Here is a 24,945-nt window from a genome sequence, read left to right on the forward strand (position 1 = left end):
CGTACGCCTGAGGCAACATGATCGGCGTGTCTGTCGAAGCAAGCGAAGCGAGCGAGCCGGTCGGGCGGGTCCTGGGCACCGCCGACGCCACCCCGTTGCAGTTCTGGACGGCGGTGACACCGGGCAGCTACCTGCAGCTCGACGACGTGGTGGTGACCAGCCGTGAGCTGCCCGACCGGGAGCCGGTGAAGATCGCCGGGGTGGTGACCCAGGTGCGGGCGCGGCACGAGGGCGCCCAGTTCGACTCCGACGTGTTCGCCATTGCCGAGGGCACGTTGCCCGCCCTGGTGCAGGAGGCGGCTGAGATCACCACGACCCGGGTCGACCCGGAGCTTTACGTGCCGCCGCAGCCGGGCGCGGTCGTGCATCGGGCGATCGGGGAGGCCCGGGACGCGGCGCTGCACTTCGACCGGATGGAGCGCCGGGTGCCGATGGGCACCGGGCGTGACGGCGTCCCGGTGTTCCTCAACGCGGACTTCCTCGATGGCACCCGGGGCGCGCACGTGTCCATCTCCGGCATCTCGGGCGTCGCGACCAAGACGAGCTTTGCCACGTTCCTGCTCTATTCGGTGTTCCGGTCCGGGTCGCTAGGCGCCGACGGGGCGAACGCGCGGGCGCTGATCTTCAACGTGAAGGGCGAGGACCTGCTGTTCCTCGACCATTCCAACACCAAACTGGACGAGTCGACGACCGCGGCGTACAAGCTGTTGGAGTTGCCGGCGACGGCCTTCCCGGATGTGCGGGTCTATGCGCCGCCGCGGGCGAACGACTCGTCGGGTGCCCCGGATGTGAGCAGCCGGCTCACCGGGGTCGACAGCTTCTACTGGACGCTCGAGGAGTTCTGCGCCGACCGGCTCCTGCCGTACGTGTTCGCGGACGCCGACGACGAGCGCCAGCAGTACACGATGGTGGTCCATTCGGTGACCGCGCACCTGGCCCGGCACGCGGTTCCGGCCGAGGGCGGGATCAGCATCGACGGCCGCCGGCTCGGCTCCTACGGCGACCTGGTGGATCACGTCGTCGACCAGCTCACCGACGACGAGACCCGGTCGATGTGGGCGGGCAGCGCGGTCAACATGGGCACGGTCAACGCCTTCGCCCGCCGGCTCATCGGCAGCAAGCGCGACCTGGCCCGGCTGATCCGCGGCGACCTCGCCGCCCGGCGCCCGCACCGGATCAAGACGGCGGAGAGCGCCCAGGTGACGGTGGTCGACCTGCACAACCTGCCGGACCGCGCGCAGCGGTTCGTGGTCGGCGTGACGCTGAAGACGGAGTTCGACGACAAGGAGAAGTCGGGCACCGGTCGCCCACTGCTGTTCGTGGTGCTCGACGAGCTCAACAAGTACGCCCCGCGGGAGGGCTCGTCGCCGATCAAGGAGGTCCTGCTCGACATCGCCGAGCGCGGTCGCTCGCTGGGCGTCATCCTGATCGGCGCGCAGCAGACGGCCAGCGAGGTCGAACGGCGGATCGTGACGAACTCCGCGATCCGGGTGGTCGGCCGCCTCGACCCGGCCGAAGCGTCCCGCCCGGAGTACGGCTTCCTGCCGCCGGCCATGCGCCAACGTGCGTTGCTGGCCCGGCCGGGCACGATGTTCGTCAACCAGCCCGACATTCCGGTGCCGCTCTGCGTGGAATTCCCGTTCCCCGCCTGGGCGACTCGCAAGTCCGAGTCCGGTCCGCCGCCGATTGGGACCCAGCGCTCGATCGTGCAGGGTGTCGACCCTTTCACGGTCGTGGGTGGCCGTGGCGGTTCGCAAGACGACGACATTCCGTTCTAGCCTGCCAGGGCGCCCTCGGCGCAGAGCAAGATCGAAAACGGCGAAAGATGAGCGATGCGCATCCTGCACACGTCCGACTGGCACGTCGGCAAGGTCCTCAAAGGGCGCTCCCGCCACGAGGAACACATCCGCGTGCTCGGCCAGGTCGTGGAGATCGCCCGCCGCGAGCGGCCGGACCTGGTCATCGTCGCCGGCGACCTTTACGACACGGCGGCGCCGTCGCCGGACTCGACGCGGGTGGTCACTCGGGCGTTGTCCGCGCTGCGGCAGACCGGCGCGCGGATCGTCGCCATCGGCGGCAATCACGACAATGGTCCGGCGTTGGACGCGTTGCGCCCCTGGGCCGACGCGGCCGGCATTGAGCTGCGCGGGTCCGTACGCGACAAGCCCGAAGATCTCCTCATCAAGGGCGAGACGGAAGCGGGCGAGCGCTGGCAGCTCGCTGCTCTGCCGTTCTTGTCGCAGCGCTATGCGGTTCGCGCGGTCGAAATGTACGACCTGACCGCGGCCGAGGCCACCCAGACCTATGCCGACCACGTCGCTCGGGTGATCGCCCGCCTCGCTGAAGGCTTCAGCGAGCCCGGGGTGATCAACCTGCTGACCGCCCACCTGACCGTGGTCGGCGCGAGTGCGGGCGGTGGCGAACGCGAGGCGCACACCGTCATGGGCTATGCCGTTCCGGCGACGGTCTTTCCGCCGAATGCCCACTACGTCGCGTTGGGGCACCTGCACCGGGCGCAACGGGTCATCGGCCCGTGCCCGGTGCGTTACAGCGGGAGTCCGCTCGCGGTCGACTTCGGCGAGGAGGAGAACGTCTGCTCGGTCGCGATCGTCGACGTCTCCACCGAGAAGGCGGCGCAGGTCCGGGACGTGCCGGTGACGTCGGCCCGCACCCTGCGCACGGTCCGCGGCAGCCTGGAACAGCTCGCGACGGTGAACCTGCCGGACGCGTGGCTGCGGGTGTTCGTCCGGGAGGCGCCGCGGGTGGGCCTGCGCGAGGACGTGCAGGAGCTGCTGCCGCACGCGCTCGAAGTGCGCATCGACCCGGACATGATGCCGGACAAGAAGACGGCGCAGCTGGCCCAGCGGGCCGGGCGGTCGCCGCGCGAGCTGTTCGGCGACTATCTGGATCATCGCGGCACCACCGAGGACGGAGTCAGGGAACTCTTCGACGAGCTGCTAGACGAGGTGAGCACGCAGCAATGAGGCCGCTACGGCTAGATATGGCCGGGTTCACGGTGTTCCGCGACGAGACGACCGTGGACTTCACCGACGCCGACTACTTCGCCCTGGTCGGCCCGACCGGCTCCGGCAAGTCCACCGTCCTCGACGGCATCTGCTTCGCCCTTTACGGCACCGTGCCGCGGTGGGGCGGCAGCCGGGGTATCGGTAACGCCCTCGCACCGTCGGCGACCGAGGCCCGGGTGCGCCTGGTCTTCGAGTCGGCGGGTTCGCGCTATGTCGCGACCCGGGTGGTGCGCCGCGACGGCCGGGGCAACGTGAAGACGGCGGGCGCCGGGTTGCAGCTCATGCCGCCGGGCTTCGACGTCACCCGGTTGGACACCGGGATGAGCCTGGACGACCTCGGTGATGTGCTGGCGGGGACCCCGGCCGAGATGGACGGGGCCATCGTGGACGCGGTCGGCCTGCCCTACGAGCAGTTCACCAGCTGCGTCGTGCTGCCGCAGGGCCAGTTCGCCGACTTCCTGCACGCCAAGCCGGCCACCCGGCAGCAGATCCTGGTCAATTTGCTCGGCCTGCAACTCTATGAGGAGGTGCAGACGCGCGCGTCCACCCGGGCAACCAAGGCGGAAGCCCAGCTCGCCGTGGTCGATCAGGCCTTGGGTGCGTTGGCCGATGCCGACGACGCTGCGGTGGAATCGGCCGCCGCCCGGCTGGCCGCGATGCGAGAGTTGACCGGCGAGGTGGAGGCCGCGATGCCGCGCCTGCGTGCCGCTCGCGAACGCGAAGCCGAACTAGCCGTCGCCCGGGACGCCGTTGCCGCGGAGCTGGCCGCGCTGTCGCGGGTCACCATGCCTTCCGGCAGTGCCCAGGTGGCCGAGGCCGCGGCCGCCGCGCGGGTCACGGCCGAAGGCGCGGCGACGGCCGTCCGGGCCGCGGAAGAGCGCGAAGAGAAGGTACGCGGGGAGCTCGCCGCCGCTGGTGACGCGGGTTCCCTGGGCCTGCTGCTGGACCGGCACGTCGAGCATGACCGGCTGACCGGCCAGGCGGAGTGGTTCGCGGGCGAGGTCTCGGTCGCTGAGGTCGAGCATCGGGACGCGGTCGCCGCGGCGGAGCTGGCCCGCTCGGCTCATCTCGGCGCCGAGCAGCTCCTCGAACGGGCTCGGCTGGACTACACCGAGGCGCAGGCGCTGGATCGGGCCGCGGCCTTGCGCGCGCAGCTCACCGCGGGGCACGACTGCCCGGTGTGCGAGCAGCGCGTGACAGTGGTGCCGGCGATGCCCGCCGGTTCGGCGGTGAAGGTGGCCGAGCAGCAGGGCAAGGCGGCCCGTGCGGCCTCGGACGTGGCGTCGACCGCGTTCAAACAGCGCGACGCGGTCGCCCGCGAGCTGGAGCGCGGGTTGGACCGCAAACGGGCCCAGTTCGAGCAGCACAAGTCTCGACTCGCCGAGGTGACTGCCGGGCTTGCCGACTCGCCCGGCGTCGCCGCGCTGAAGGCCCGGCTGGCCGAGCTGACCAAGCTGCAGCGGCGCCTCGATGCGGCTGGTGCCGAGGTGCGGTCGGCGCGGGAGGCCCACCGGCGGGCGCAGACCGCGGTCGCCGCCGCCGAGGAGCAGCAGCGCACGGCGTGGCGGTCATTTGACTCGGTCCGGGACGGGGTGGCCCGGTTCGGGCCGCCACCGGCTGACCGGGACGACCTGGCCGGCGCCTGGTCGACGCTGGTGGACTGGGCGTCCTCCTCGGCGCAGCAGCGGGCTGCGGCCCGTGCGGAGGCGGCTGCCGCGGTCGAGGCTGCTCAGGCCGACACCCGGCAGCTGGTGACGGCCGTCGGTGCGTTGTTCACCAAGCGCGAGCTGCCGGCCCCGGCGGGCGGCGCGGACGCCGACCTGATCCGCGCGGCGGCGGTTGCTGCCGAGCGGGCCGAGGCGGCGTGGCAGCGCTTGGAAGACCGCCGCGAGCAGGCCCGCGAATACGCCGAGCAGCGCGCCGATCTGGTGCGCGCCGGCCGGGTCGCCAAGTCTCTCGCCGGGCACCTGCGCGCCAACAACTTCGAGCGTTGGCTGCTGGAGGAGGCCCTTGACCTGCTAGTGGACGGCGCTTCGCGGATTCTGCGCGAGTTGACCGGCGGTCAGTACGACCTCATGCACGACAAGGGCGAGTTCTTCGTCGTCGACCACCACGACGCCGGGCTACGCCGGGCGGTGCGGACCCTGTCCGGCGGTGAAACGTTCCAGGCGTCGCTGGCCCTGGCCCTGGCCCTGTCCGAGCAGTTGGCGGGGATGTCGACGACGGCGGCGAGCCTGGAGTCGATCGTGCTGGACGAAGGCTTCGGCACGCTCGACGCGGCGACGCTCGACGTGGTGGCGGCAACGTTGGAGAATCTCGCCGCCCGCGGCGACCGGATGGTCGGGGTCGTCACCCACGTGCACGCCCTCGCCGAGCGGGTGCCGGTCCGGTTCGAGGTGCACAAGGACGCACGCAGCGCACACGTGAAGAGGGTCGGCCTGTGAAGATGTTTGTCGACGCCTGGGATCCCGCCTATGGCGCGTCGTTCGAGGGCGGGGACGCCTCGGACGGCCCGGCCTCGCCCAGCAGCGCGCAGGTGGACGTCGACGTCGAGGTGCCGGCGGCTCAGTGGGCGCCGATCGACGTGCCGTCCGGCGTGCGCTGTCCTGACGTCGTGTTCCTGGTCGACGGGGTGCGCCGCAACGACGCCGGGCTGTGGACCGCCGAGGAGGACGGCCAGTCGTACGCCGGCCTGGCCGCCTCGTACGCCGCCGGCGTGGTCCGCTGCGACCTGCGCCGCGGGGTGGCTGAGCTGGCCGGGGCCCGGGTGGCCCGTGGCCTGTTCACCGCGAGTCCGTCCGCCGCCGACGTGCAGGCCGGCACCGTGCGGTACGAAGTGCACCGGGTCGGCGGCACGGGTGAGGCGAGCAAGCTGCCGGCTGCCGTGCAGGGTCCGCTGACGGCGCTCGAGATCGAGATTTCGGGCGAGGCTCGGCAGCACGGCTCGGACGGCGCGGACCTGTTGGTCGTGGACGGGCCGCTGCGGAACCGCCGCCAGCTCCCCCGCACGATCGGTTACGTGAAGACTCAACAGAAGCAGTACCTTCCGGCCCAGCTCACCCCGGTGGTGACCGGGTTGCGGCCGGGGCAACGCACCCCGGTCTTCGCGCTCGGCACGGTCTGGGGCGGCTGGTCCTGGTATCTGCGGCTGCCCGGCGGCTCGGGGGCGCCATGGTCCGGCATCGTCCGGATCGAGTGCTCGCCGGATCTGACTCCTGACCAGGCCATCGAGCTTGCTGACGTGTCCGGGGCGACGCTGCCGCGGTTCGCGTCGTCCGCTTACAAGGACCCGCGGGCGCCGCAGAATCTGGTGCCGATCGCGGGGCTGGAACGCCGGTTGCGCGGGCTGTTGGGTGACGCGCGGGTGTTGCATCGGGCGCTGACGTTGGCGGCCGCGCAGACCCGGTGACGGGCTGCGGGCGTACCCGATGACCGGTTGATGCTTTTTCACGCTCCGTGTCGGTCCCGCTGAACGTGCCCAGAAAACTACGCTGTGTTGGTGGAAAAACGCGCTAGAACTACCCTGGGTTAGTGCTGGCTGACGCCGCGCTGACCGGACATCATCCGACCGTCTCGAGTACGCACTGCGCGTCTGTCGGTGGCAGCAATCCGCTGAGTATTATTCGCGTGCCCCTGGGTGCATATCGGCACCTATGGATGATTGTTGCGCCCCACGTGCGCTCCGACCTCCCGCTTTTCGCGGGCGGTCGAGCGCGCCAGCGCGCCGGGAACCGGAGGAATCTCTTGCGTGTGTGTGCCGCCGCCTCAGCTTCCACGACGGACCAGGAAATTTTCCCGGCCGCGTTGATCCTGGCGGGCCTCCCCAGCCGTATGACAGGCGACGGGGAAGGCACCGGCAGGAGGAAGCGATGCATGCGACGGTCATGGAGCGGCGCACTTACGAGGTGCGCGGCATGACACAGCAGCGTTCCGATGGCCGGTGGCAGGCACTCGACGGAGGCCGCAGTGCGGAGATTGGTGACACCGTGACAGGGCGGCAGGCACGCCATGACGGCGGGTCGACGACCGCCAGTCATGAAGACACGCTGGTCCGGATGCTCTACGAGGAGCATGCGGGTCCACTGCTGATGTTCGTCCTCCGGCTGACCGGCGGCGACCGGCAGCGGGCCGAGGACATCGTCCAGGAGACGCTGCTGCGGGCATGGCGCAACGCCCACCGCCTCGGCGCGCAAGGGCAGCAGTCGCTGCGGCCCTGGCTGGTGACGGTGGCCCGACGGATCGCGATCGACGACCATCGCAGCGCCAGCGCCCGGCCGCCGGAAACGTACGACCGGGAGCTCGAGAGCTTCCCGAGCACGGCCGACGACACCGACCGGGTGCTCCAGTTGATGACGGTCACCGATGCACTGCGTACGCTGAGCCAGTCGCACCGGGAGATCCTTGTCGAGACCTACTTCCGCGGCCGCACCGTTCCGGAGGCGGCGGAGATCCTCGGCCTGCCTCTGGGTACGGCTAAATCGCGTGTGTACTACGCCTTGCGGGCCCTGCGTACGGCTCTGCAGCAGCGGGGGGTGACTGAGTAATGACGCAGGAACAACACTTTGACGTGGCCGCGTACGCCCTCGGCGTACTCGACCAGCGGGACGCGGAGCGTTTCGAGGACCATCTGATCGACTGCCCGGCCTGCGCTATCGAGCTCGAGTCACTGCTGCCGGTGGTGGACATCCTCTCGGACGTCGACGCGGACGCCCTGGTGGCGACCGAGCAGTCCCGCCGCGACGGGCTGATGCTCAAGTCGATGATCGGCGAGGTCAAGCGGGAGCGGCGCCGGGCGAACAGCCGGCGGCTCTACTCGCTGGCCGCGGCGGTCGTGGTCTTCGCGATGCTGTCCATCGGCGCGCTTTTCGCCGGCGGCAAGTGGCTCGGCACGGAGCCGGCGAGCCCGGGCACGAATCAGCAGGCGGCGACGAAGTCGACAAAGAGCATCGATCCGCTGCCGCTGGCCGACGGTGGGATCGGCATCGGTGGCACACCGCTCCCCGGCAAGGTGCTCACCGCCACCGACGCCCGCACCGGTGTGACAGCAGCGGTGGGCTACGAGCCCAAGGACTTCGGAACTCAGGTGTCCTTCATGGTCTCCAACGTCAAGGGCAAGGACGGTCCGCTGCTCTGCGAGCTCGTCGCTGTCCCCGTCAAGGGCCAGGAACAGGTGCTGTCCACCTGGGTCGTGGGGGAGAAGGGCTGGGGCACGGCTGCCGCGCGGGAGGTGCCCGGTCTGGTGGGGGTCACGTCGCTGGCACCCGAGGACATCGCGCACGTCATCGTGCGGGCGGTCGATCCCAAGACGGGTGAAAAGCAGAATCTGGTCCGCGTTCCCTAGTAACACCCTTCGCACGTTGGTAAGCCCGGTCGCCGTCGCGGCCGGGCTTACTGCTTTTTCACGGTACGGAATAAGGCAATTACGGTCAGCGAGGAATGCGCCGTAGGGCCTGTCAATCACGTACCGCGGTGCGGAAGGGTTCAAAGAAAATTCCGGGAAATTGATTGGGCCGATTCTTCAACCCCGGCGCCCTGCCCCGCGTACTACTGCGCGGAACACGATGACGAAATCAGTGGGAGGGCTCTCGTGGTACCGGAGAAGCGGAAGTTGACCGTCGTCAGCGCGGCGATCGCGGCGGCGTTCGCGCTGACCGGGTGTGCCCCTGCGGGTTACAACAGCAGTGACTACGGCGCCCAGCCGGCGTCGAACGCAGTCGAGGCCGGAGCAACGTCGGAGCCCACCCCGGGCGCGACGCCGGAGGCCACCCCGGGCGCCGAGCCCGAGGAAGCCGAGGAGGCTGAGGAGGGCGCCGAGGGCCCCGAGCTCAGCGACGACGAGGTGACCAGCGAGCTCAAGGCCGCCACGGTCAAGCGGATGGGCTCGACCGTCCAGAACCAGGACGGCTTCGTGCTGTACCGGTTCGACAAGGACAAGATCTCGCCCGAGGTCGTCTCGAACTGCAACGACGACTGCGAGAAGGTGTGGCCGCCCGCCCTGATCAACAAGGGTGAGAAGCCCAAGGTGGAGGGTGTGGACGCGGAGCTGGTCGGCACGGTCGAGCGCAAGGACGGCACGCTGCAGCTGACCCTCGACAAGTGGCCGCTCTACACCTACATCGGTGACAAGGAGCCGGGCCAGTGGAAGGGCCAGAACGTGGCCGGTACCTGGTTCGTGATCACCCCCGAAGGCAAGAAGAACCTCGAGTGCCTGCCGGCGATCTCGAAGCCCGTCGCTCCGCCGAAGGATGGCGGAAAGGCCGGCGACAGCCCCGAAGGCAGCGGTGGGTCGGACTACAGCTACTGAGTGAGACCGCTGGTGTGGCCGGTGCCTTCTCGGGTGCCGGCCCGCCGTGGCTGACCGCATTCCCGCGGTCTCAAGTTTGTTTTAAGTCGCGCGTAAGAAGTTCGTTTTCCATTGCGACACGCATGGCCTGCTCCTAGCGTTTCAACGAATTCCCGGACCGATTCCGTCCCTCGTCGGAGGTGTTGAAGAAATGATCGCCAACCGCTCTTACCGCCGGTCTCCCCGCTGGCTGGTAGGCGCTCTGGCCACGGCCCTGGCGTTCATGCTGGCCCCCGCGGGCACCGCGACGGCCGCCGAGCCCGGCGTGCCGGTGCCGCCGGGCCTGACGGCGCAAGGCAAGGGGGCGCTGTCCCTGGCCGACCGGGACTTCGTCATCAAGGTCCGGCTCGCCGGGCTCTGGGAGATTCCGGCCGGCAACATGGCCATGGAAAAGTCCAAGGACGCGCGGGTCCAGGAGATCGGCAAGTCGATCGCGGCGCAGCACGTGGTGCTCGACCGGCTTGACGTCGCGGTCGCCAAGAAGTTCGGGATCGCTCTGCCGAACCTGCCCAACAACGATCAGCAGGGCTGGCTCAACGAGATGGAGACCGCTCCGTCGTCGGAGCAGTTCGACCAGATCTACATCGACCGGCTCCGGGCGGCACACGGCAAGATCTTCCCGGCGATCGCGACGATCCGTGCCAGCACCCGCAACGACGAGATCCGCAAACTGGCGCAGGAAGCCAACCAGTTCGTGATGACCCACATGTCGCTGCTGGAAAGCAGCGGCATCGTCGACTACGGCGCGCTGCCGACGGCTCCCGCGCCGGCCGGTGCCGGTGGACCGGCCGTCGACACCGCGATGGTCGCGGCCGCGAGCAACTCGGGTGCCATGCCCGGGGTCAGCACTCCCGTCATCCTCATCGTCCTCGCCGGAGCACTCATCGCCGGTGTGGTCACCACCATGCGCATCTTCCGGACACGGTAACCCCGTTCCCGGGATCGACCTGGCCAAGACGACCAGGCCGTCAGGCAACACCCCCGGCGGATCCACCGCCCGCCATGTGTGTGGACAGAGAAAGGTGTCAGCAATGCGAAGGTCGCAGTACCGGCGCGAATCCAAGAATTCCAAGTGGTTCACCGGTCGGCGCCGGATCATCGCCGCGGTAGCCACCCTGGTTGCCTTCGGCGGCATCGTCACCGTCACGCAGGTGTCCGACGCGAGCACGAAGTCGCGGCAGACCCAGCGAGCTCTGACCGCATGCAACAACCTCCAGGCGCCGAAGCAGTCGCAGCTCTCCACGCAGACGCGGAAGGGCTCGTACACCACCAACAACGGCAAGGTCACCCAGCACGCGGATGACGGCGGCGGCAGCGTGCCGACCACCGAGCAGATGCGCGCCCGGTGTCGCCAGTGGGTGTCGCAGAACACCAACACGAACAACAACACCAACGCTGGCGGCAACAACAACCAGCAGAACAACAACGGCCAGCAGCAGAACGGCGGCCAGCAGAACGGCGGCCAGCAGAACAACAACGGCCAGAACAACCAGAACGGTCAGAACAACCAGAACGGCCAGAACAACAACGGCGGCCAGAACAACAACGGCGGCCAGAACAACAACGGCGGCCAGAACAACAACGGCGGCCAGAACAACAACGGCGGCCAGCAGAACGGCGGCAACAACAACGGGGGCAACAACAACGGGAACAACAACCCGCCCCCCGGTGCCGGTCTGGGCATCCTGACCAACAGCTGCAACACCAGCCGGCTGCAGCCGCACGACGGCTTCCAGAACGGCAACCGCTGTGTCTCCACCGAGTTCGGTGAGGTCGGCGCCGCCGGGAACAACCCGTCGCTGCTGATCACCGAGGCGCCGCAGCAGGTCCAGCGGGGCCAGGCGTTCACCCTCAAGGTGAGCACCCGCAACCTGATCCGCGACCGGTTCCTCGCGGCCGGCCAGGGTGGGTACTACGTGGAGTCCTCGGTGCTGCAGAACGGCATCGTCCGCGGCCACTTCCACACCGCCTGCCGGATGCTGAACAACACCAACGCGGCACCGAACCCGGAGCCGGTCCCGGCGTTCTTCGTCGCCACCGAGGACAAGCAAGGCGGTCGCCAGCCGGACGTCGTCACCATCCAGGTGCCGGGCCTGCCCGACAACGGCCTCGCCCAGTGCGCCTCGTGGGCCGGTGACGGTTCGCACCGCATCCCGATGATGGAGCGCGCCAACCAGACCCCGGCCTTCGACGCGGTCCGCATCCAGGTCGGCGGTGGCAACAACAACAACGGCCAGAACAACCAGAACGGCCAGAACAACAACCAGCAGAACAACAATGGCGGCCGCAACAACAACCGCCGGTAACGACGACAACATGTAGGTACGAAGCCCTGCCTCATCCGGAAACCGAACCCCACCAGGTCGCGCTGACTCTCCTGCGTGCCCACGGGGGACCCCCCATCGGTGACCGGGAAGCCACCCACCCCCCTGAGGGCGGCATGGGGCAGCAAGCTTCAGTACCGGGTGACACGGACCTAGCCGGCTCCGTTCACCGCACCGATGGCCCTGACCGGGAGCGCGGTCAGGGCCATCGGCATGCCCGGGGATATTCTTCGGGGGCTCCATCGATCCACAGTCCATCGATCCACAGTTGGGAGTTGGCATGCGCCTCTGCCTGGTGACGGTCCCCGTTTCGTTGCGAGAGCACACCGCGCGCTGACCGGCCAGTAGCCGCCGGGCGTCCCGGCGGCGCGTGCTCCTCGCCGCGGAGCGGTCCTTGAGACGACCGTTTCCCTTCCTTGGCTCGAGGAGCTCTTTTGCGGGCCCATGTCTCCGCGCGGCTCGGCGCGGACTTCACCAAACTGTGGACCGCCTCGGCGGTGTCGAACATCGGTGACGGAGTCACCATGGCCGCCGAACCATTGCTGGTCGCGTCGGTCTCCCACCATCCCGCCCTCATCGCCGGCGCCGTTTTCGTCCAGCAACTGCCGTGGCTCCTGTTCGCCCTGATCAGCGGCGCCTACGTCGACCGCGTCGACCGGCGCCGGCTCATCATCGCCGTGAACCTGGTGCGGGCGCTCGCGCTGACCGCCTTGACCGTGACCGTCGCCACCGACACGGTCACGGTCGCCGCCATCTACGCCGTGCTCTTCCTCCTCGGCAGCGGCGAAACCTTGGCCGACACCGCGATGGGAGCCCTCCTGCCGTCCGTCGTCGCGCCGGATCGGCTGCCCAGTGCCAATGCGCGCCTGTACGCCACCTTCACCGTCGGCAACCAATTCGTCGCCAAGCCGTTGGGCGCCTGGCTGTTCGTCGTCTCGGCGGCCGTACCGTTCGGCCTCGACGCCTCGTCCTGGCGGTGACGACGACGCCGTGGGTGGCGGCAGTCGTCCTGGTCGTCTTCAGCGTGCGCGTCTCGGTGTGGGGTATCACCGTGGCATCCGTGCGGCAGCGGGCGGTTCCTGATCAGCTCCGCGGCCGGGTCGGCAGCGTCTATGCGTTGCTGGACCTGGGCGGTGCTGCGCTGGGCTCGCTCCTCGGCGGGCTCCTGGCCGCCGTCTGGGAGATCACGACTCCATTCTGGATCGCCGCCCTGGTCCTGACGGTGATCATGGTGTTCGCCTGGCGACCACTCCGCGAAGCCAAGGCCTAGAACCGCCCAGTGGAAGACGAGCCCGGTCGAGATCCGGCCAAGGGCCAGAGTCCCATCACGCCGGGATACGCCCCTGTTCAATATGTATCGAATAATTTAAACACCTGGATACATTGTTACGGGCTCCCGGCCCGCCGTACCCCCAACGGCACAGACAGGACGACCACATGCGCATCCTCGCCCGCACCCTGCTCACGGTCACCGCCACCGTCGCCGGCCTGCTCACCCCGGCCGTCGCGATCGCCGCGCCCGCCCCTCCGCCCGGCGCTGACCGCGTCGTGGGCGGCCGTCCCGCCACCCAGAACTACCCGTTCATGGTGTACGTCTCCGGCTGCACCGGCTCCCTCATCAAGGCCAACTGGGCTGTCACCGCCAAGCACTGCCCCACGCCCAGCTCGGTCCGCGTCGGCAGCGTCGACCGCACCAGCGGCGGCACCGTCGTCTCCGTCCGTCGTGGCGTCAACCACCCGCGCAGTGACATCAAACTGCTCGAACTCGCCACCTCCGTCAGCTACGCCCCGGCACCCATCCCCACCTCGTCCGGAGCGACCGGCACCGCCACCCGGATCATCGGCTGGGGGCAGACCTGTCCCAGCCCCGGCTGCGGCTCCGCACCGCGTATCGCCAATGAGCTCGACACCTCGATCCTGGCCGACAGCCGCTGCTCCGGCATCGACGCCGCCTACGAGATCTGCACCAACAACACCAACGGCAACGCCGGCGCCTGCTACGGCGACTCCGGCGGCCCGCAGGTTCGCACCATCAACGGCCGCTGGTCACTGATCGGCGTCACCAGCCGCGCCGGAAACAACAACCCCGTGTGCGCCACCGGACCGTCCATCTACGGCGACCTCCCCGCCATCCGCTCCTGGGTCAGCCAGCAGGTAGGCGGTGGCCTTCCCTCCTGACCGCCCGGCACCACAGCGGCCGGCGCTCCTGGGGCGCGCCGGCCGCTGCCGTATGTGGGCATGTCAGCGCTATCGTGTGCGGTCAGAGTGACGTGAAGCGGAGTTCGATCTGCTGGTTCAGTGGGCGGTGTTGGTGGCCCACCTGGGGGCCCACACCGGTGCGTAGATCACCATGTTGCCGTCGGACTGCACGTGGAGGTTCCATCCGCTGTGACAGCAGGTGTTGGAAGCGCGCAGTGCTCTCCCGCTCGCGCTGTAGACGACCAGATTTCCATCCGGCTGGAAATAGGCGTAGGCGCCCCAGTTGCCGTTGGTGTTCGAGGCCCAGCGGGCGCGACCGTTCTCGTCGTAGAGCACTGGGTTGCCGTCAGACTGCATGACTAGCAGGGCCTTGCCCCACTGAACGTACTGCTGCAGGCTGCCGTTGATGTCGCCGAACAGGAATGTGTTGCCGACGAGCCGCCAGGTGTTGACGCCGACAACGGGAGCCTCTGACGGCAGCGGGACTCCGTCCGGGACGGAAACCCAATAGTCGCGAGGATAGAGAGCTGCCATGGACGCCGACCCCTCCGCGTGGTCGGCGGCAGGCTGCCTGTTCGACGCTGACGCCTCGGTCGCGACGCGGGCCTTCAGGCGCATGATCTCTGCGTGACTGAGGGCCGGCGAGCTGTCCTCTTTCGCCGCGTTGTTGTTTCCCCCGTCGGCTGTCGGCCTGGCAACCGGGAAGGATGAGGGCGCCCCGGACGGCATCGGAGTCGGTGGAATCGAGGTGGAGGAAGGTGCCGGGGTTTCGGCACGGGGCGCTGCCTGTGCCGCTGGGCCCGTCAGTGTCGTCAGCACCGCGACGAGGGCTACGACTGTCAGGCTTGGTTTGAGTAATCGCATAGATCGATCTTGTTCAATTGAACGGGTGGCGTCAACCGCTCGTCGCTGGAAGATCGGCGACAGTGTGCCGGGCGGACGAGCGGCGCGGGCGGGTGTAAAGATTTACGCTTATGTGCGTTTCCGTTGACCCTCCACAGTGCGCGAGGCACGATCAGTGCATGGGACCGTGGAGCTCACCGGATCGGGCCAGCACCGCACCGCCGCCGAAACGACGGATCACCAGCTCACTGATTCTGGGTGCGGCAGTGGTCGCCGCTGTCGTGGCAGCCTCCGCGTCGGCTCAAGCGCATCGAAACCCTGACCCCTCGAATAGCGGCGCGTCGGCGGGTCCGGTCGTCGGCTCGTTTCCGCTGGCCACTCCGACGGTGCCCGGTGCTCCCGCTACTGGACATGCTGCACCAGCTGCCGACCCCTCGGCCCAGCTGGACCCAGCGTCGATCGCACGTCTGAAGGAGCGCACCGCAGCCCAACTCATGCGAGGTCCGGGCAACTAAGCCAAGGGAAGCGGGCCGAACGGCCGGGTGTGGGCTCGTGACCTGGGAGAAGGCGGCTGACGGTCGTATAGTGGCGCGGTGACGACGGTGACGCGCCGGCTGCGGCTGCCGGACGGGTATCACTTCAGTCGTACCCTGCGGTCGTTGCTTGCTGTGCGGCAGGACCCGTGCGGGCGGATCGCTGACGGGGTGTTGTGGCTGTCTGCGCGTACCCCGGAAGGTCCGGCGTCCTTGCACCTGGAAAGGGTGGGGGCGGAGCTGACCGCGACCGGGCACGGAGCCGGCGCGGACTGGATCGTGGAGCGGGCTGACGCTTTCGCGGGGTTGCGAGATGACGTCACCGCGTTTCCCGAGCTGGCTGCGCAGCATCCGCTGGTCGCGCGGCTGGCGAAAACCTTCGCGGGGGTCCGGTTCCCCGCCACTGGCCTGCTGTTTCATCGCCTGATCCGGGCGGTGCTCGAGCAGAAGGTGACCGGTATCGAAGCGCATCGGGCTTATCGAGCGCTCGTCAAGCATTTCGGGGAGCCGGCGCCGGGCCCGGCCGAGTTGCTGTTGCCGCCGGACCCGGAAGCGGTGGCGGCGACGGCGTACTGGGTCTTTCATCCGTTCGGGGTGGAGCAGCGCCGTGCGCAGGCACTGCTGCGCTGTGCGCTGGTAGCCGCCCGACTGGAACAGTGCGTGGACAGCGCCGAGGCCACTCGACGACTCACCGCGATTCCCGGGATCGGGCCGTGGACTGCGGCCGAGGTGGTGCGGACCGCGTACGGCGACGCGGATGCGGTCAGCGTCGGCGACTTCCACATCCCGAACACGGTGGCGTGGGCGTTGGCCGGGGAGACGCGCGGTACGGACGCCCGGATGCTGGAGTTGCTGGCGCCGTACGCCGGTCAGCGAGGTCGGGTCTGCGAGCTGTTCGCCCTGGGTGGCATCGTGGCGCCGAAGTTCGGTCCGCGGATGCCGATTCGGAGCTTTGCCCGGTTCTGAGCGCCGCGGTTCTGTTCGCGACGGGAACTGTCAGACTGCACGGGTGGCTTTCACTCTGACGATCGATTGTGGCGGCGGAGGCATCAAGGGGTCGGTGCTTGATGAGGCCGGCACGATGCGGGCGCAGCCGTTGCGGGTGCCCACGCCGTACCCGCTGCCGCCGGATCTGTTTGTGAAGACTCTGGTGGAGTTGGGCGAGCAGTTGCCAAGCGCCGACCGGGTCACCGTGGGCATGCCGGGGATGCTGCGGCACGGGGTTGTGGTGGCGACGCCGCACTATGTGACGCGGAGTGGGCCGCGGACCAAGGTGGATCCGGAGCTGGTCGACGCCTGGCACGGCTATGACGCGCGGACCGCCCTGGCCGAGGCGTTCGGGCTGCCGACGCTGGTGCTCAACGACGCTGAGGTGCACGGCGCCGGCGTGGTGGCGGGGACCGGATGCGAGCTGATCCTGACCTTGGGCACCGGGTTGGGGTGCGCGCTGTTCGACGGTGGGTCGCTCGCGCCGCATCTGGAAATGTCGCAGGCGCCGGTGCGGTGGGGGATGAGTTACGACACGTACATCGGGGAGCACGAGCGGCGGCGGCTGGGGGATGCGCTGTGGTCGCGGCGGGTCCGCAACGTGGTGGAGGGGCTGCGGCCGGTCTTCCTGTGGGATCGCCTCTATCTGGGCGGCGGCAACTCTCGCCTGATCACCGCGGCGCAGCTGGCCCGGATGGGCGACGACGTGGTGGTCGTGCCGAACACCGCCGGCATTGTGGGTGGCGTCCGGGCTTGGACGCTGCAGGCGCGTTAGGCCGCGGCGGCGATGCTCGCCTGGGGCGCACGCAGCCAGTTGAGGGCTTCGGTGGCGTCCAGGGGTGACGAGAAGAAGTAGCCCTGGCCCAGGGGGCAGCCGAGCTGGGCCAGGATCTCGCGGTGGGTGGCGTCTTCGATGCCTTCGGCGACCACGGTCAGGTTGAGGGTGTGCGCGAGGCTGACGATGCCGCGGACCAGGCCGAACTGCTGGTCGTCGTTGACCATGTCGTCGATGAACATCTTGTCGATCTTCAGGACGTCGATCGGCCGCTGACGCAGGTAGCCCAGCGATGAGTAGCCGGTGCCGAAGTCGTCGATGGCGATGCGGACGCCCAGGTCGCGCAGGATCGCCAGGTCGGACCAGATCTGCTCGTCGTCGCCCATGAGCAGGGTCTCGGTGATCTCCAGCATGAGGGCCTGCGGGGGTACGCCCGCAAAGTCCAGCGACGCGCGTACCTGGTCGACGAACCCGGCCTCGCGGAACTGGCGGACCGACACGTTGACGCTGACGTACGGCTGGCGGGTGCGGGGCAGGATGCGGCGCCACTGGGCCACCGTGTGCAGGGCCTGGTCGAGGACCCAGCGGCCCATCGGCACGATCAGGCCGCTCTCCTCGGCGACCTCGATGAACTGGTCGGGCGGGATGACGCCGCGCTCGGGGTGGTGCCAGCGGACCAGTGCCTCGAAGCCGACCGCCTCGTCCGAGGCCAGGTCCACGATCGGCTGGTACTGCAGCAGGAAGTTGCCTTCGGCGACGGCGTGGTCCAGCGCCGAGCGGAGTTCGAGGCGTTCGACCATCGCGCCGTGCAGGTGGCTCTGGTAGCGGCGCCACTGGTTCTTACCGGCGCCCTTCGCGACGTAGAGCGCGAGGTCTGCCTGGCGCAGCAGTTCGTCGGCGTTGTCCGCCTCTGGGGTGGTGGTGATGCCGATGCTGGCGACGGCCTGCATGGGCTCGCCGTCGATGATGATGGGGTGGGCGAGCGCGGCCAGGATGCGGGCGGCGGTCTCTTCGACCGCACCGGGGTCCTGCACGTTCTCGACGAGGGCGGCGAATTCGTCGCCGCCGAGCCGGGCTGCGGTGTCGTCGACGCGGAGGGCGCCGGCGATGCGCTCGGCTACCGCGACGAGCAGCTGGTCGCCGACGGCGTGTCCCAGCGTGTCGTTGACGATCTTGAAGTCGTCGAGGTCGATGAAGAGGACCCCGACCACCGAGCCGTCCCGGGCGCCGCGGGCCAGCGCGTGCTGCAGCCGGTCGGCGAACAGCACCCGGTTCGCCAGGCCGGTCAGCGCGTCGTGGAACGCCTGGTGGGTCAGCTCGCGTTCGAGCTGCCGCCGCTCGGTCACGTCGCGCAGCGTCACGACGAGGCCGGCAACGGTCTGGTCGGCGCGCAGATCCCGGCAGTGCATTTCGAGCATGACCTCGGTACGCCGCCGTCCCACCGCGCGGAAGTCGATGCCCGTCGGCATGGTCATTCCGCGGCGTACCCCGGCCAGCACCCCGGACAGGCGGGGGCGGTCGCCCGGGTGGATGACGTCGGGCAGCATGACGCCGACCGGGTCGGCGCCGAGGACGTGACCGGCGGACGGGCTCGCGTACCGGACGCGGTCCTCCTCGTCGACGATCAGGATGACGTCCGAGGTGTTCAGCACGAGCGTCCGGAAATAGGCTTCGCTGTTGCGCCGGACGACTTCCTCGGACAGCGCGATCCGTTCGAGCGCAAGCGCGACCTGGGTGGCGAGCACTTCGAGCGCGCGTTGCAGACCGAGCAGCGCGTTCGCGGGGGCGCCGACGTGCAGCACACCCACCAGCGGGTCGCCGGTCGGGCGGTCGGCGAGCACCAGGGGACAGCGCAGCACCATGGGGAACTGGGTCATCCGGACGGCGACCGCCCAGTCGACGTCGCGGGTGGCGACCAGCCGCGCGGAAGTGCCCGCCGCACGGTCCTGGGCGGACTGGGCCGCGGTTTCCGCGGAGACCGGCTGGTCTGGCTCGGAGAACGCCATCGCCAGCACCACGCGGTGCATCGTGTCGGCCGGCAGGAGCTGGGCGACGGCCTTGCGCACCGCTTCCGCGACCCCGTCCGCATCTGCGGCCGAGACCAGCGCCTCGGAGGCTTCGCGCAGTCCTCGCTCGCGGGCGAGCGCCAGCCGGTGGCTGGACATGATCCCGGCCATCCGGGCGAGCACCAGCAGGAACGTGCACGCACTCAGTCCGGCGATCACGGTGAGGTCGGGCACCCGGCCGTCGACGCCGACCTGGAAGATCAGGACGGCGGGCGCGACCAGCGAGGCCAGGGCCAGCAGGGCGAGCCGGGTCCGGCTGAGTTCGGCCGGTTGCCGCACTACGTCGCGGGTCAGCTCGGTCATGGAGGGCAGCAGGGCGGCGGCGCCGATGCCCGCGTACAGCGGGATCCGACCGAACACGGCCAGGTAGGCGAGGTCCTGGTTCAGCGCCGCGAGGTCGGTGACCACGTCGACGGCCAGCATCGTCACGACGCCCGCGGTGAGGCAGAGGACGGCGGGCAGTCGGCGGCGGACGCTGATGAGCAGGCGGGCCAGCATGCCGAGGCAGAGCAGGCCGCCGACCGGGAAGGCGACGAGGACAACGCGGTCGGCGAGGGCCAGGTCCGCGTCGCGTACCCGCGGGCCGATGACGAAGGTCCAGGCCAACAGGCCCACGCCGCAGGTGAGCGTGAGAGCGTCGAGCAGCCCACCACGGTCGCGCCGCCCCTTGGTGCTGTGCCGCACGAAGAGGAACAACGCCACGGCGAGCACCGGATAGAAGCCCAGGAGAACGATGGTGCCGCCAGTACGCAGCCAGGGTGCATCCGTTCCCAGCGCGTAGGCCGCTGAACCGACCGAGGACAGGACGACCGCTATCGCCAGCAGGTGCCACCCGGTGCGTTCGGCCGGGCGGTGCCAGCGCAGCCCGATGAGCACGGCTGCCACGGCGAGGGCGCCGGCGAGCAAGCGTACGGGCGTCCGGAACGCCGGCTCGAGCGAAAAGAGGACGCCGAGACCTGCCATCACCGCACCGAAGAGGGCGGCAGCCCACCGTGCCGGCATGCTCGTTCCCTCCTCATCTCGCGTCCATGGGGCACTCTGGGACCCTGATCGGTTACGCGCTGGGGCAGCTGAGCAGAATCGCGGGGTGGTCACTTCTGCCGATTTCGTCCGCGCGCATACGCGGCTCGCTCCCGTACCGTTGCTGCCTGAGCTGATGTTGCACCAGGCTGAGGACCCGATCGCGCTGTGGGAGCGCACCGAGGTGGGTGGCGCGGAGCAGCCGCCGCCGTTCTGGGCTTTCGCGTGGGCGGGTGGGCAGGCGCTGGCCCGGCACGTGCTCGACGAGCCGGATCTGGTGGCGGGGCGCGCGGTGCTGGACCTGGCTGCCGGTTCGGGGGTGACCGCGGTCGCCGCGGCAAAGGCCGGTGGGCGGCCGGTGACCGCCAACGACATCGACCCGCTGTCGCTGGCCGCGGCCTTGGTTAATGCGGAGGCCAACCGGGTGCGGGTCGAGGCCGTCGAGGGAGATCTCCTGAGCGGCGGGTACGAGCCATCGGGCGTGGTGCTCGCCGGCGACGTCTTCTACAGCCGGGAGATGGCCGGTCGGGTGCTGCCGTTCCTGCGCGCCGCGGCCGGGCGGGGTGTCCTGGTGCTGGTGGGGGATCCGGGACGGGCGTATCTGCCGGCTGAGGGTCTGGTGCGTCGAGCCGAGTACGACGTGCCGGTGCATGAGGGTCTGGAGGGCGTGCCGATGCGCCGGACGACGGTGTGGCAGGTACTCGGCAGCGCCCGGTGACCCAGATTGTTGAACAATTCTTGCAGGATCGTTGAACGATACCTAGGGTGACGGTATGGACCTCAACAGTGACCTGGGTGAGGGCTTCGGCGCCTGGACACTCGGCGACGATGCGGCGCTGCTGGAACTCGTCAGCAGCGCCAACCTGGCCTGTGGCTTCCACGCCGGTGACCCGCGGACCCTGCTCGCCACCTGCGAGCAGGCGGTAACCCGTGGCGTGGTCATCGGTGCTCAGGTGGGCTATCGCGACCTGGCCGGCTTCGGCCGCCGGTTCATCGACTACGAGTCCGCGGATCTGGTCGCCGACGTGATCTATCAACTCGGTGCGCTCGATGGCCTCGCCCGCGCCGCGGGAGACCGGATCCTCTACGTCAAGCCGCACGGTGCGCTCTACCACGCCGTCGTCCACCACGAGCGGCAGGCGGCCGCGGTGGTCGACGCGGTTCGCCGCTACGACCCGGATCTGCCGCTGCTCGGTCTGCCCGGCTCAGCCCTGCTCAGGCTCGCCGAGGATGCCGGGCTGCGGACAGTGCGCGAGGCCTTCGCCGATCGGGGCTACCAGCCCGACGGCACGTTGGTGCCGCGGAGCTCGGCGGGAGCCCTGCTGCACGACCCGGCCGAGATCGCCGAACGGATGGTCCGACTGGTCACCGACCGCACCCTGGTCGCCAGCGACGGATCCCTGCTCAAGATCGAAGCCGACTCGATCTGCGTGCACGGCGACTCGCCCGGAGCGGTCGCCATCGCCCGCGCGGTGCACGATGCCCTCACTGCGGCGGGCGTGGCCGTCACGGCGTTCGCCGGCGGATCGGAATGACCCGGTTCCTGCGCTGTGGGCGGGAGGCCGTGCTCGCGGAGGTCGACGATCTCGACGCGGCCCTCGCGCTGTACGCCGCCCTGCGTACCGCCCGGCTGCCCGGCGTGGTCGACCTCGTCCCGGCCGCGCGTACGGTGCTGATCCGGCTGGACCCGGCGGTCACCTGCCCGGCGGCGGTCCGGGCGGCGACCGCCGCCCTCCGCCCCAGCGATGCGGTGCCGGCCGAGGCCGGTCGGGTGCGGATCCCGGTGGTCTACGACGGTCCCGATCTGGGCGAGGTCGCCACCCGACTCGGGGTCAGCACCGACGAGGTGGTCGCCCGGCACACCGGTGCGCGGTGGACGGTCGCGTTCGGCGGTTTCGCCCCGGGCTTCGGCTATCTCACCGGCGACGACCCGTCGCTGGACGTGCCCCGGCGTGCGTCGCCGCGGACCCGCATTCCGGCCGGCTCGGTCGCCCTGGCGGGCCGCTTTTCCGGCGTCTACCCGAACGACAGCCCGGGTGGCTGGCAGCTCATCGGCCGCACCACCGAGCGGATGTGGGACCTCGCGCGGCCGGAGCCCGCGCTGCTCCTCCCTGGCGTCCGGGTGACCTTTACGGCGGTGCCCGAGTGAACCTGACCATCCTGCGCCCCGGCCCGCTGACCGTCATCAAGGACGCCGGTCGCCCGGGGCACGCGCACCAGGGCGTCGCACCCTCCGGGGCGGTGGACCGACAGGCGTACGCCCGCGCCAACGCCCTGGTCGGCAACCCGCCGGGAGCCGCGGTCCTGGAATGCACCCTCGGTGGCTTGCAGTTCTGCCTCGACGAGCCCGCAGTGCTGGCGCTGACCGGGACCGACGCGGTGTTGCTGGTGGACGGTGTCAGCATCGGCGCCGGGGAAGTGGCGCGGGTGCTCGCTGGAGTGACCGTTGCGGTGTCCGTGCCGAAGCGCGGACTGCGCAGCTACCTGGCCGTCCGCGGCGGCATCGACGTGGCACCGGTGCTGGGGTCACGGTCGACCGACCTGCTGGCGGGTCTGGGCCCGCCGCGTCCGGTGGCGGGGGACATCCTTCCGATCGGCGCATCGCCGGCCGGTGCCGTGTTGCCGACCGACCTCGAGGTGGATCTGGGCCCGCGGGACGACTGGTTCACGGCCGCGGCGGTCAAAACCTTCCTCAGTGCCACCTACACCGTCACACCGGCCGGCAATGCGATCGGGCTGCGGCTCGACGGTCCCGCGCTGGCCCGGTCGCGAACCGCCGAGCTGCCCAGCGAGGGCGTCGTCCGCGGGGCGGTTCAGGTGCCCCCGGACGGGCAGCCCATCGTCTTCCAGGCCGACCATCCGGTGACCGGCGGCTACCCGGTGCTCGCGGTGCTCACCCCGGCAGCGGCGGACCGCGCGGCCCAGCTTCGCCCCGGGGCGACGGTCCGGTTCACGCTGGCCCCGTGGGCTGATTGACTCAAGGACGTGCCGACCGTGCAGAGAGCCGGGTCCGCGGCCCGGGCAGTGGCCCAGCTGCGCCAGTTGATGATCGACGGTGAGCTGGCGCCCGGCACCCGACTCGCCGAGTCGTCGCTGACCGGGCCGCTCGGCGTCTCCCGCAACACCCTGCGCGAGGCGTTCTCCACACTCATCGAGGAAGGCCTGCTGGTCCGGCACCCAAACCGGGGGGTGTTCGTGGCCTCGCTCAGCCCTGCGCAGATCGCCGACATCTACCGCGTACGCGTGCTGCTGGAATGCTCCGCGCTGGAGCAGGCGCCGACCGACCCACCGCAGGCCGCCGGGATGCGGGCGGCGATCGACGAAGCGGCCCGGGCCGCGGCGGCGGGCGACTGGTGGGCCGTGGGCACAGCCAACATGCATTTCCACGAGCAGATCGTCGCGCTGGCCGGTAGTCCCCGCCTTACCGCGTGGATGGCGCAGCTCACCGCGGAACTGCGCCTGTCCTTCGCCGCCGCGCCGGACCTGGCGGCCCTGCACCGCCCGTTCGTCGCGATGAACGCCGACATCACCGCGATGTACGAGGCCGGCGAAGCGATCCGCGCCGCGCAGCTGCTCCGCGAGTATCTGCTGACCTCGGAACGCATCGTCCTCGGCAACCTTGCGAGCGTTCACTAGGCTCGGCACACATGATTTCCCGTCGATCCCTTCTGCGTGGTGCCACCGGCCTCGCGGTCGCCGCGCCCCTGTCCCTCGCGGCGTCCCGCTCAGCCTCCGCTGCCCCCGGCACTGCCGGCGCGAGCGTGCCGGAGACGCTGTCGGCGAGTCGTGGTGCCGTCCCCTCCGGCGTTGCGATCGCTCCTGAGCTCCCGCTCACCCACCTGTCCGTCGACGGCGCCGCCTCCGTGCGGCTCCGCACCGAGAACGGCTGGCAGCCGTGGCGCACGCCGTCCGTGTGCCCGGGCGGCCCCGATGGCCGGGTCGTGCAGCCCAACATGCTGATCCAGGCCGATGGGGTGCTGGACTACGAGGTGCGCGGCGAGGGCGTCTCGGTGGTCGAGATCAACACCGTGGACGGTCCGAAACGTACGGTCGCCGCCGCGCAGACCCGCCTGCCGATGAACGTCCCCCGGCAGATGTGCCCGCAGTACCTGAGCCGCGCGGCGTGGGGTGCCGACGAGTCGTACCGGTTCAACCCGGACGGCACCCCGAAGCTGGACCTGAAGTACTTCAAGGTGCAGACGCTGACCGTGCACCACAGCGGCGAGGACGTGCCGGTGGCCGACCCGATCGCGCACATCCGGGGCATCTACTACAACCAGGCCATCACGCAGGACTTCGGCGACATCGGCTACCAGCTGCTGATCGACGCCGACGGCCGGGTGTACGAGGGCGCGTATTCCGACCCGGACGCCGTGCCGGTCTTCGGTCCGACGCCGGGCCCGGACGGCCTGCCGCTGGCGGTCAACGGCGCGCACGTCGGTGGCTTCAACGGCGGCAACGTCGGGATCTGCCTGCTCGGCAACTACATGCAGGCCCCGCCGAGCGCTGCCGCCCTGCGCTCGCTCAAGGTGGTGCTCGCCCGGTTCGCCGCCACCGCCAAGCTCGACCCGCTGGCGACCACGGAGTACGTCAACCCGATCTCCGGGAAGAAGGCGACCCTCAACACCATCACCACGCACCAGGACTGGAACCGCGCCAACCCGGACGCCGGCGCCACCCTGTGCCCGGGTGACAAGCTTTACGAGCTGCTGCCCGGCATCCGCCAGGATGTTGCCGCGCTGGCGAAGAAGCTGCCGCCGATCACCGTGCCGGCCGGCAAGTAGGACGCGAGCGACCGCCCGGTTGGTGCTTCGCTGGCCGGGCGATCT

20 protein-coding genes and 1 pseudogene are annotated in these 24,945 nt (G+C 69.9%); 19 read left to right on the forward strand and 2 right to left on the reverse strand.

Features of this window, described 5'->3' with window-relative positions; translation table 11 throughout:
• The first annotated feature begins 26 nt into the window (after nt 1-26).
• From ACIA1L_RS01995 to ACIA1L_RS02045, 11 genes and pseudogenes are all read left to right on the forward strand, one after another.
• Complete coding sequence (locus ACIA1L_RS01995; RefSeq protein WP_396070484.1) at nt 27-1,778, forward strand: ATP-binding protein; 1,752 nt, start codon at nt 27-29, stop codon at nt 1,776-1,778.
• Nucleotides 1,779-1,832: 54 nt separating this feature from the next.
• Nucleotides 1,833-2,984, forward strand: a complete 1,152-nt coding sequence (locus tag ACIA1L_RS02000; RefSeq protein WP_396070486.1) for an exonuclease SbcCD subunit D — start codon at nt 1,833-1,835, stop codon at nt 2,982-2,984.
• A complete protein-coding gene (locus ACIA1L_RS02005) occupies nt 2,981-5,470 on the forward strand; it encodes an AAA family ATPase (RefSeq protein ID WP_396070488.1) in 2,490 nt (829 codons plus the stop codon). The genes ACIA1L_RS02000 and ACIA1L_RS02005 overlap by 4 nt, the downstream gene beginning before the upstream one ends.
• Nucleotides 5,471-5,472: 2 nt before the next feature.
• Nucleotides 5,473-6,435 carry a hypothetical protein gene (locus tag ACIA1L_RS02010; protein WP_396070989.1) on the forward strand — a complete coding sequence of 321 codons (963 nt, stop codon included), beginning with the start codon at nt 5,473-5,475 and terminating at the stop codon, nt 6,433-6,435.
• Between the two features lie 460 nt (nt 6,436-6,895).
• Nucleotides 6,896-7,570 carry a sigma-70 family RNA polymerase sigma factor gene (locus ACIA1L_RS02015; protein WP_396070489.1) on the forward strand — a complete coding sequence of 225 codons (675 nt, stop codon included), beginning with the start codon at nt 6,896-6,898 and terminating at the stop codon, nt 7,568-7,570.
• A complete protein-coding gene (locus ACIA1L_RS02020; RefSeq protein WP_396070490.1) occupies nt 7,570-8,367 on the forward strand; it encodes an anti-sigma factor family protein in 798 nt (265 codons plus the stop codon). The genes ACIA1L_RS02015 and ACIA1L_RS02020 overlap by 1 nt, the downstream gene beginning before the upstream one ends.
• 267 nt (nt 8,368-8,634) lie before the next feature.
• Nucleotides 8,635-9,330: a hypothetical protein gene (locus tag ACIA1L_RS02025; RefSeq protein WP_396070492.1), complete on the forward strand. Its 696-nt coding sequence runs from the start codon at nt 8,635-8,637 to the stop codon at nt 9,328-9,330.
• 190 nt (nt 9,331-9,520) lie between these two features.
• Nucleotides 9,521-10,297 carry a DUF4142 domain-containing protein gene (locus tag ACIA1L_RS02030; protein WP_396070493.1) on the forward strand — a complete coding sequence of 259 codons (777 nt, stop codon included), beginning with the start codon at nt 9,521-9,523 and terminating at the stop codon, nt 10,295-10,297.
• 103 nt (nt 10,298-10,400) lie between these two features.
• Entirely contained in the window at nt 10,401-11,675 is a 1,275-nt protein-coding gene (locus ACIA1L_RS02035) for a Pecanex-like protein 1 (protein ID WP_396070495.1), read from the forward strand.
• A 452-nt stretch (nt 11,676-12,127) separates the two neighbouring features.
• Nucleotides 12,128-12,963: pseudogene (locus ACIA1L_RS02040) on the forward strand (MFS transporter).
• Between the two features lie 167 nt (nt 12,964-13,130).
• Entirely contained in the window at nt 13,131-13,871 is a 741-nt protein-coding gene (locus tag ACIA1L_RS02045; protein WP_396070496.1) for a S1 family peptidase, read from the forward strand.
• A gap of 117 nt (nt 13,872-13,988) precedes the next feature.
• On the opposite strand, the gene ACIA1L_RS02050 is transcribed toward ACIA1L_RS02045, so the two are convergent.
• Nucleotides 13,989-14,510 carry a hypothetical protein gene (locus ACIA1L_RS02050; protein WP_396070498.1) on the reverse strand — a complete coding sequence of 174 codons (522 nt, stop codon included), beginning with the start codon at nt 14,508-14,510 and terminating at the stop codon, nt 13,989-13,991.
• Nucleotides 14,511-15,337: 827 nt separating this feature from the next.
• Between ACIA1L_RS02050 and ACIA1L_RS02055 the strand changes: the two genes are divergently transcribed.
• On the forward strand, nt 15,338-16,234 hold the full coding sequence (locus ACIA1L_RS02055; RefSeq protein WP_396070990.1) for a DNA-3-methyladenine glycosylase 2 family protein: 897 nt from the start codon (nt 15,338-15,340) through the stop codon (nt 16,232-16,234).
• 43 nt (nt 16,235-16,277) lie between these two features.
• A complete protein-coding gene (locus tag ACIA1L_RS02060) occupies nt 16,278-17,030 on the forward strand; it encodes an ROK family protein (protein WP_396070500.1) in 753 nt (250 codons plus the stop codon).
• On the opposite strand, the gene ACIA1L_RS02065 is transcribed toward ACIA1L_RS02060, so the two are convergent.
• The gene (locus ACIA1L_RS02065) at nt 17,027-20,098 is read right to left on the reverse strand and encodes a putative bifunctional diguanylate cyclase/phosphodiesterase (RefSeq protein ID WP_396070501.1); all 3,072 of its coding nucleotides are present in this window, start codon (nt 20,096-20,098) and stop codon (nt 17,027-17,029) included. The genes ACIA1L_RS02060 and ACIA1L_RS02065 overlap by 4 nt on opposite strands.
• A gap of 85 nt (nt 20,099-20,183) precedes the next feature.
• On the opposite strand from ACIA1L_RS02065, the gene ACIA1L_RS02070 reads away from it, so the two are divergent.
• Genes ACIA1L_RS02070 through ACIA1L_RS02095 form a run of 6 tightly spaced genes read left to right on the forward strand, consistent with a single transcriptional unit; the run spans nt 20,184 to nt 24,900 of the window.
• Nucleotides 20,184-20,834: a class I SAM-dependent methyltransferase gene (locus tag ACIA1L_RS02070; protein ID WP_396070502.1), complete on the forward strand. Its 651-nt coding sequence runs from the start codon at nt 20,184-20,186 to the stop codon at nt 20,832-20,834.
• Nucleotides 20,835-20,889: 55 nt separating this feature from the next.
• Nucleotides 20,890-21,651 carry a LamB/YcsF family protein gene (locus ACIA1L_RS02075; protein WP_396070504.1) on the forward strand — a complete coding sequence of 254 codons (762 nt, stop codon included), beginning with the start codon at nt 20,890-20,892 and terminating at the stop codon, nt 21,649-21,651.
• Nucleotides 21,648-22,265, forward strand: a complete 618-nt coding sequence (locus tag ACIA1L_RS02080; protein ID WP_396070505.1) for an allophanate hydrolase subunit 1 — start codon at nt 21,648-21,650, stop codon at nt 22,263-22,265. The genes ACIA1L_RS02075 and ACIA1L_RS02080 overlap by 4 nt, the downstream gene beginning before the upstream one ends.
• Nucleotides 22,262-23,092, forward strand: a complete 831-nt coding sequence (locus tag ACIA1L_RS02085; RefSeq protein WP_396070506.1) for a biotin-dependent carboxyltransferase family protein — start codon at nt 22,262-22,264, stop codon at nt 23,090-23,092. Before ACIA1L_RS02080 ends, ACIA1L_RS02085 begins: the two co-directional genes overlap by 4 nt.
• Before the next feature lie 9 nt (nt 23,093-23,101).
• On the forward strand, nt 23,102-23,752 hold the full coding sequence (locus ACIA1L_RS02090; RefSeq protein ID WP_396070508.1) for a GntR family transcriptional regulator: 651 nt from the start codon (nt 23,102-23,104) through the stop codon (nt 23,750-23,752).
• A gap of 11 nt (nt 23,753-23,763) precedes the next feature.
• Nucleotides 23,764-24,900 (forward strand): peptidoglycan recognition family protein, encoded by a 1,137-nt coding sequence (locus tag ACIA1L_RS02095; RefSeq protein ID WP_396070509.1) that lies wholly within the window; start codon nt 23,764-23,766, stop codon nt 24,898-24,900.
• Nucleotides 24,901-24,945: the final 45 nt, after the last annotated feature.

The organism is Actinoplanes sp. NPDC051859 (assembly GCF_044452725.1).
Taxonomy (GTDB): Bacteria; Actinomycetota; Actinomycetes; order Mycobacteriales; family Micromonosporaceae; genus Actinoplanes.

Excerpts from the sequence above, each read along its gene's own strand:
- ACIA1L_RS02095 (WP_396070509.1), top strand. The coding sequence starts at position 23,764 with ATGATTTCCCGTCGATCCCTTCTGCGTGGTGCCACCGGCCTCGCGGTC.
- ACIA1L_RS02035 (WP_396070495.1), top strand. The coding sequence starts at position 10,401 with ATGCGAAGGTCGCAGTACCGGCGCGAATCCAAGAATTCCAAGTGGTTC.
- ACIA1L_RS02065 (WP_396070501.1), bottom strand. The coding sequence starts at position 20,098 with ATGCCGGCACGGTGGGCTGCCGCCCTCTTCGGTGCGGTGATGGCAGGT.
- ACIA1L_RS02010 (WP_396070989.1), top strand. The coding sequence starts at position 5,473 with ATGTTTGTCGACGCCTGGGATCCCGCCTATGGCGCGTCGTTCGAGGGC.
- ACIA1L_RS02005 (WP_396070488.1), top strand. The coding sequence starts at position 2,981 with ATGAGGCCGCTACGGCTAGATATGGCCGGGTTCACGGTGTTCCGCGAC.
- ACIA1L_RS02030 (WP_396070493.1), top strand. The coding sequence starts at position 9,521 with ATGATCGCCAACCGCTCTTACCGCCGGTCTCCCCGCTGGCTGGTAGGC.
- ACIA1L_RS02075 (WP_396070504.1), top strand. The coding sequence starts at position 20,890 with ATGGACCTCAACAGTGACCTGGGTGAGGGCTTCGGCGCCTGGACACTC.
- ACIA1L_RS02045 (WP_396070496.1), top strand. The coding sequence starts at position 13,131 with ATGCGCATCCTCGCCCGCACCCTGCTCACGGTCACCGCCACCGTCGCC.
- ACIA1L_RS02020 (WP_396070490.1), top strand. The coding sequence starts at position 7,570 with ATGACGCAGGAACAACACTTTGACGTGGCCGCGTACGCCCTCGGCGTA.
- ACIA1L_RS02080 (WP_396070505.1), top strand. The coding sequence starts at position 21,648 with ATGACCCGGTTCCTGCGCTGTGGGCGGGAGGCCGTGCTCGCGGAGGTC.
- ACIA1L_RS02000 (WP_396070486.1), top strand. The coding sequence starts at position 1,833 with ATGCGCATCCTGCACACGTCCGACTGGCACGTCGGCAAGGTCCTCAAA.
- ACIA1L_RS02015 (WP_396070489.1), top strand. The coding sequence starts at position 6,896 with ATGCATGCGACGGTCATGGAGCGGCGCACTTACGAGGTGCGCGGCATG.
- ACIA1L_RS02050 (WP_396070498.1), bottom strand. The coding sequence starts at position 14,510 with ATGCGCCTGAAGGCCCGCGTCGCGACCGAGGCGTCAGCGTCGAACAGG.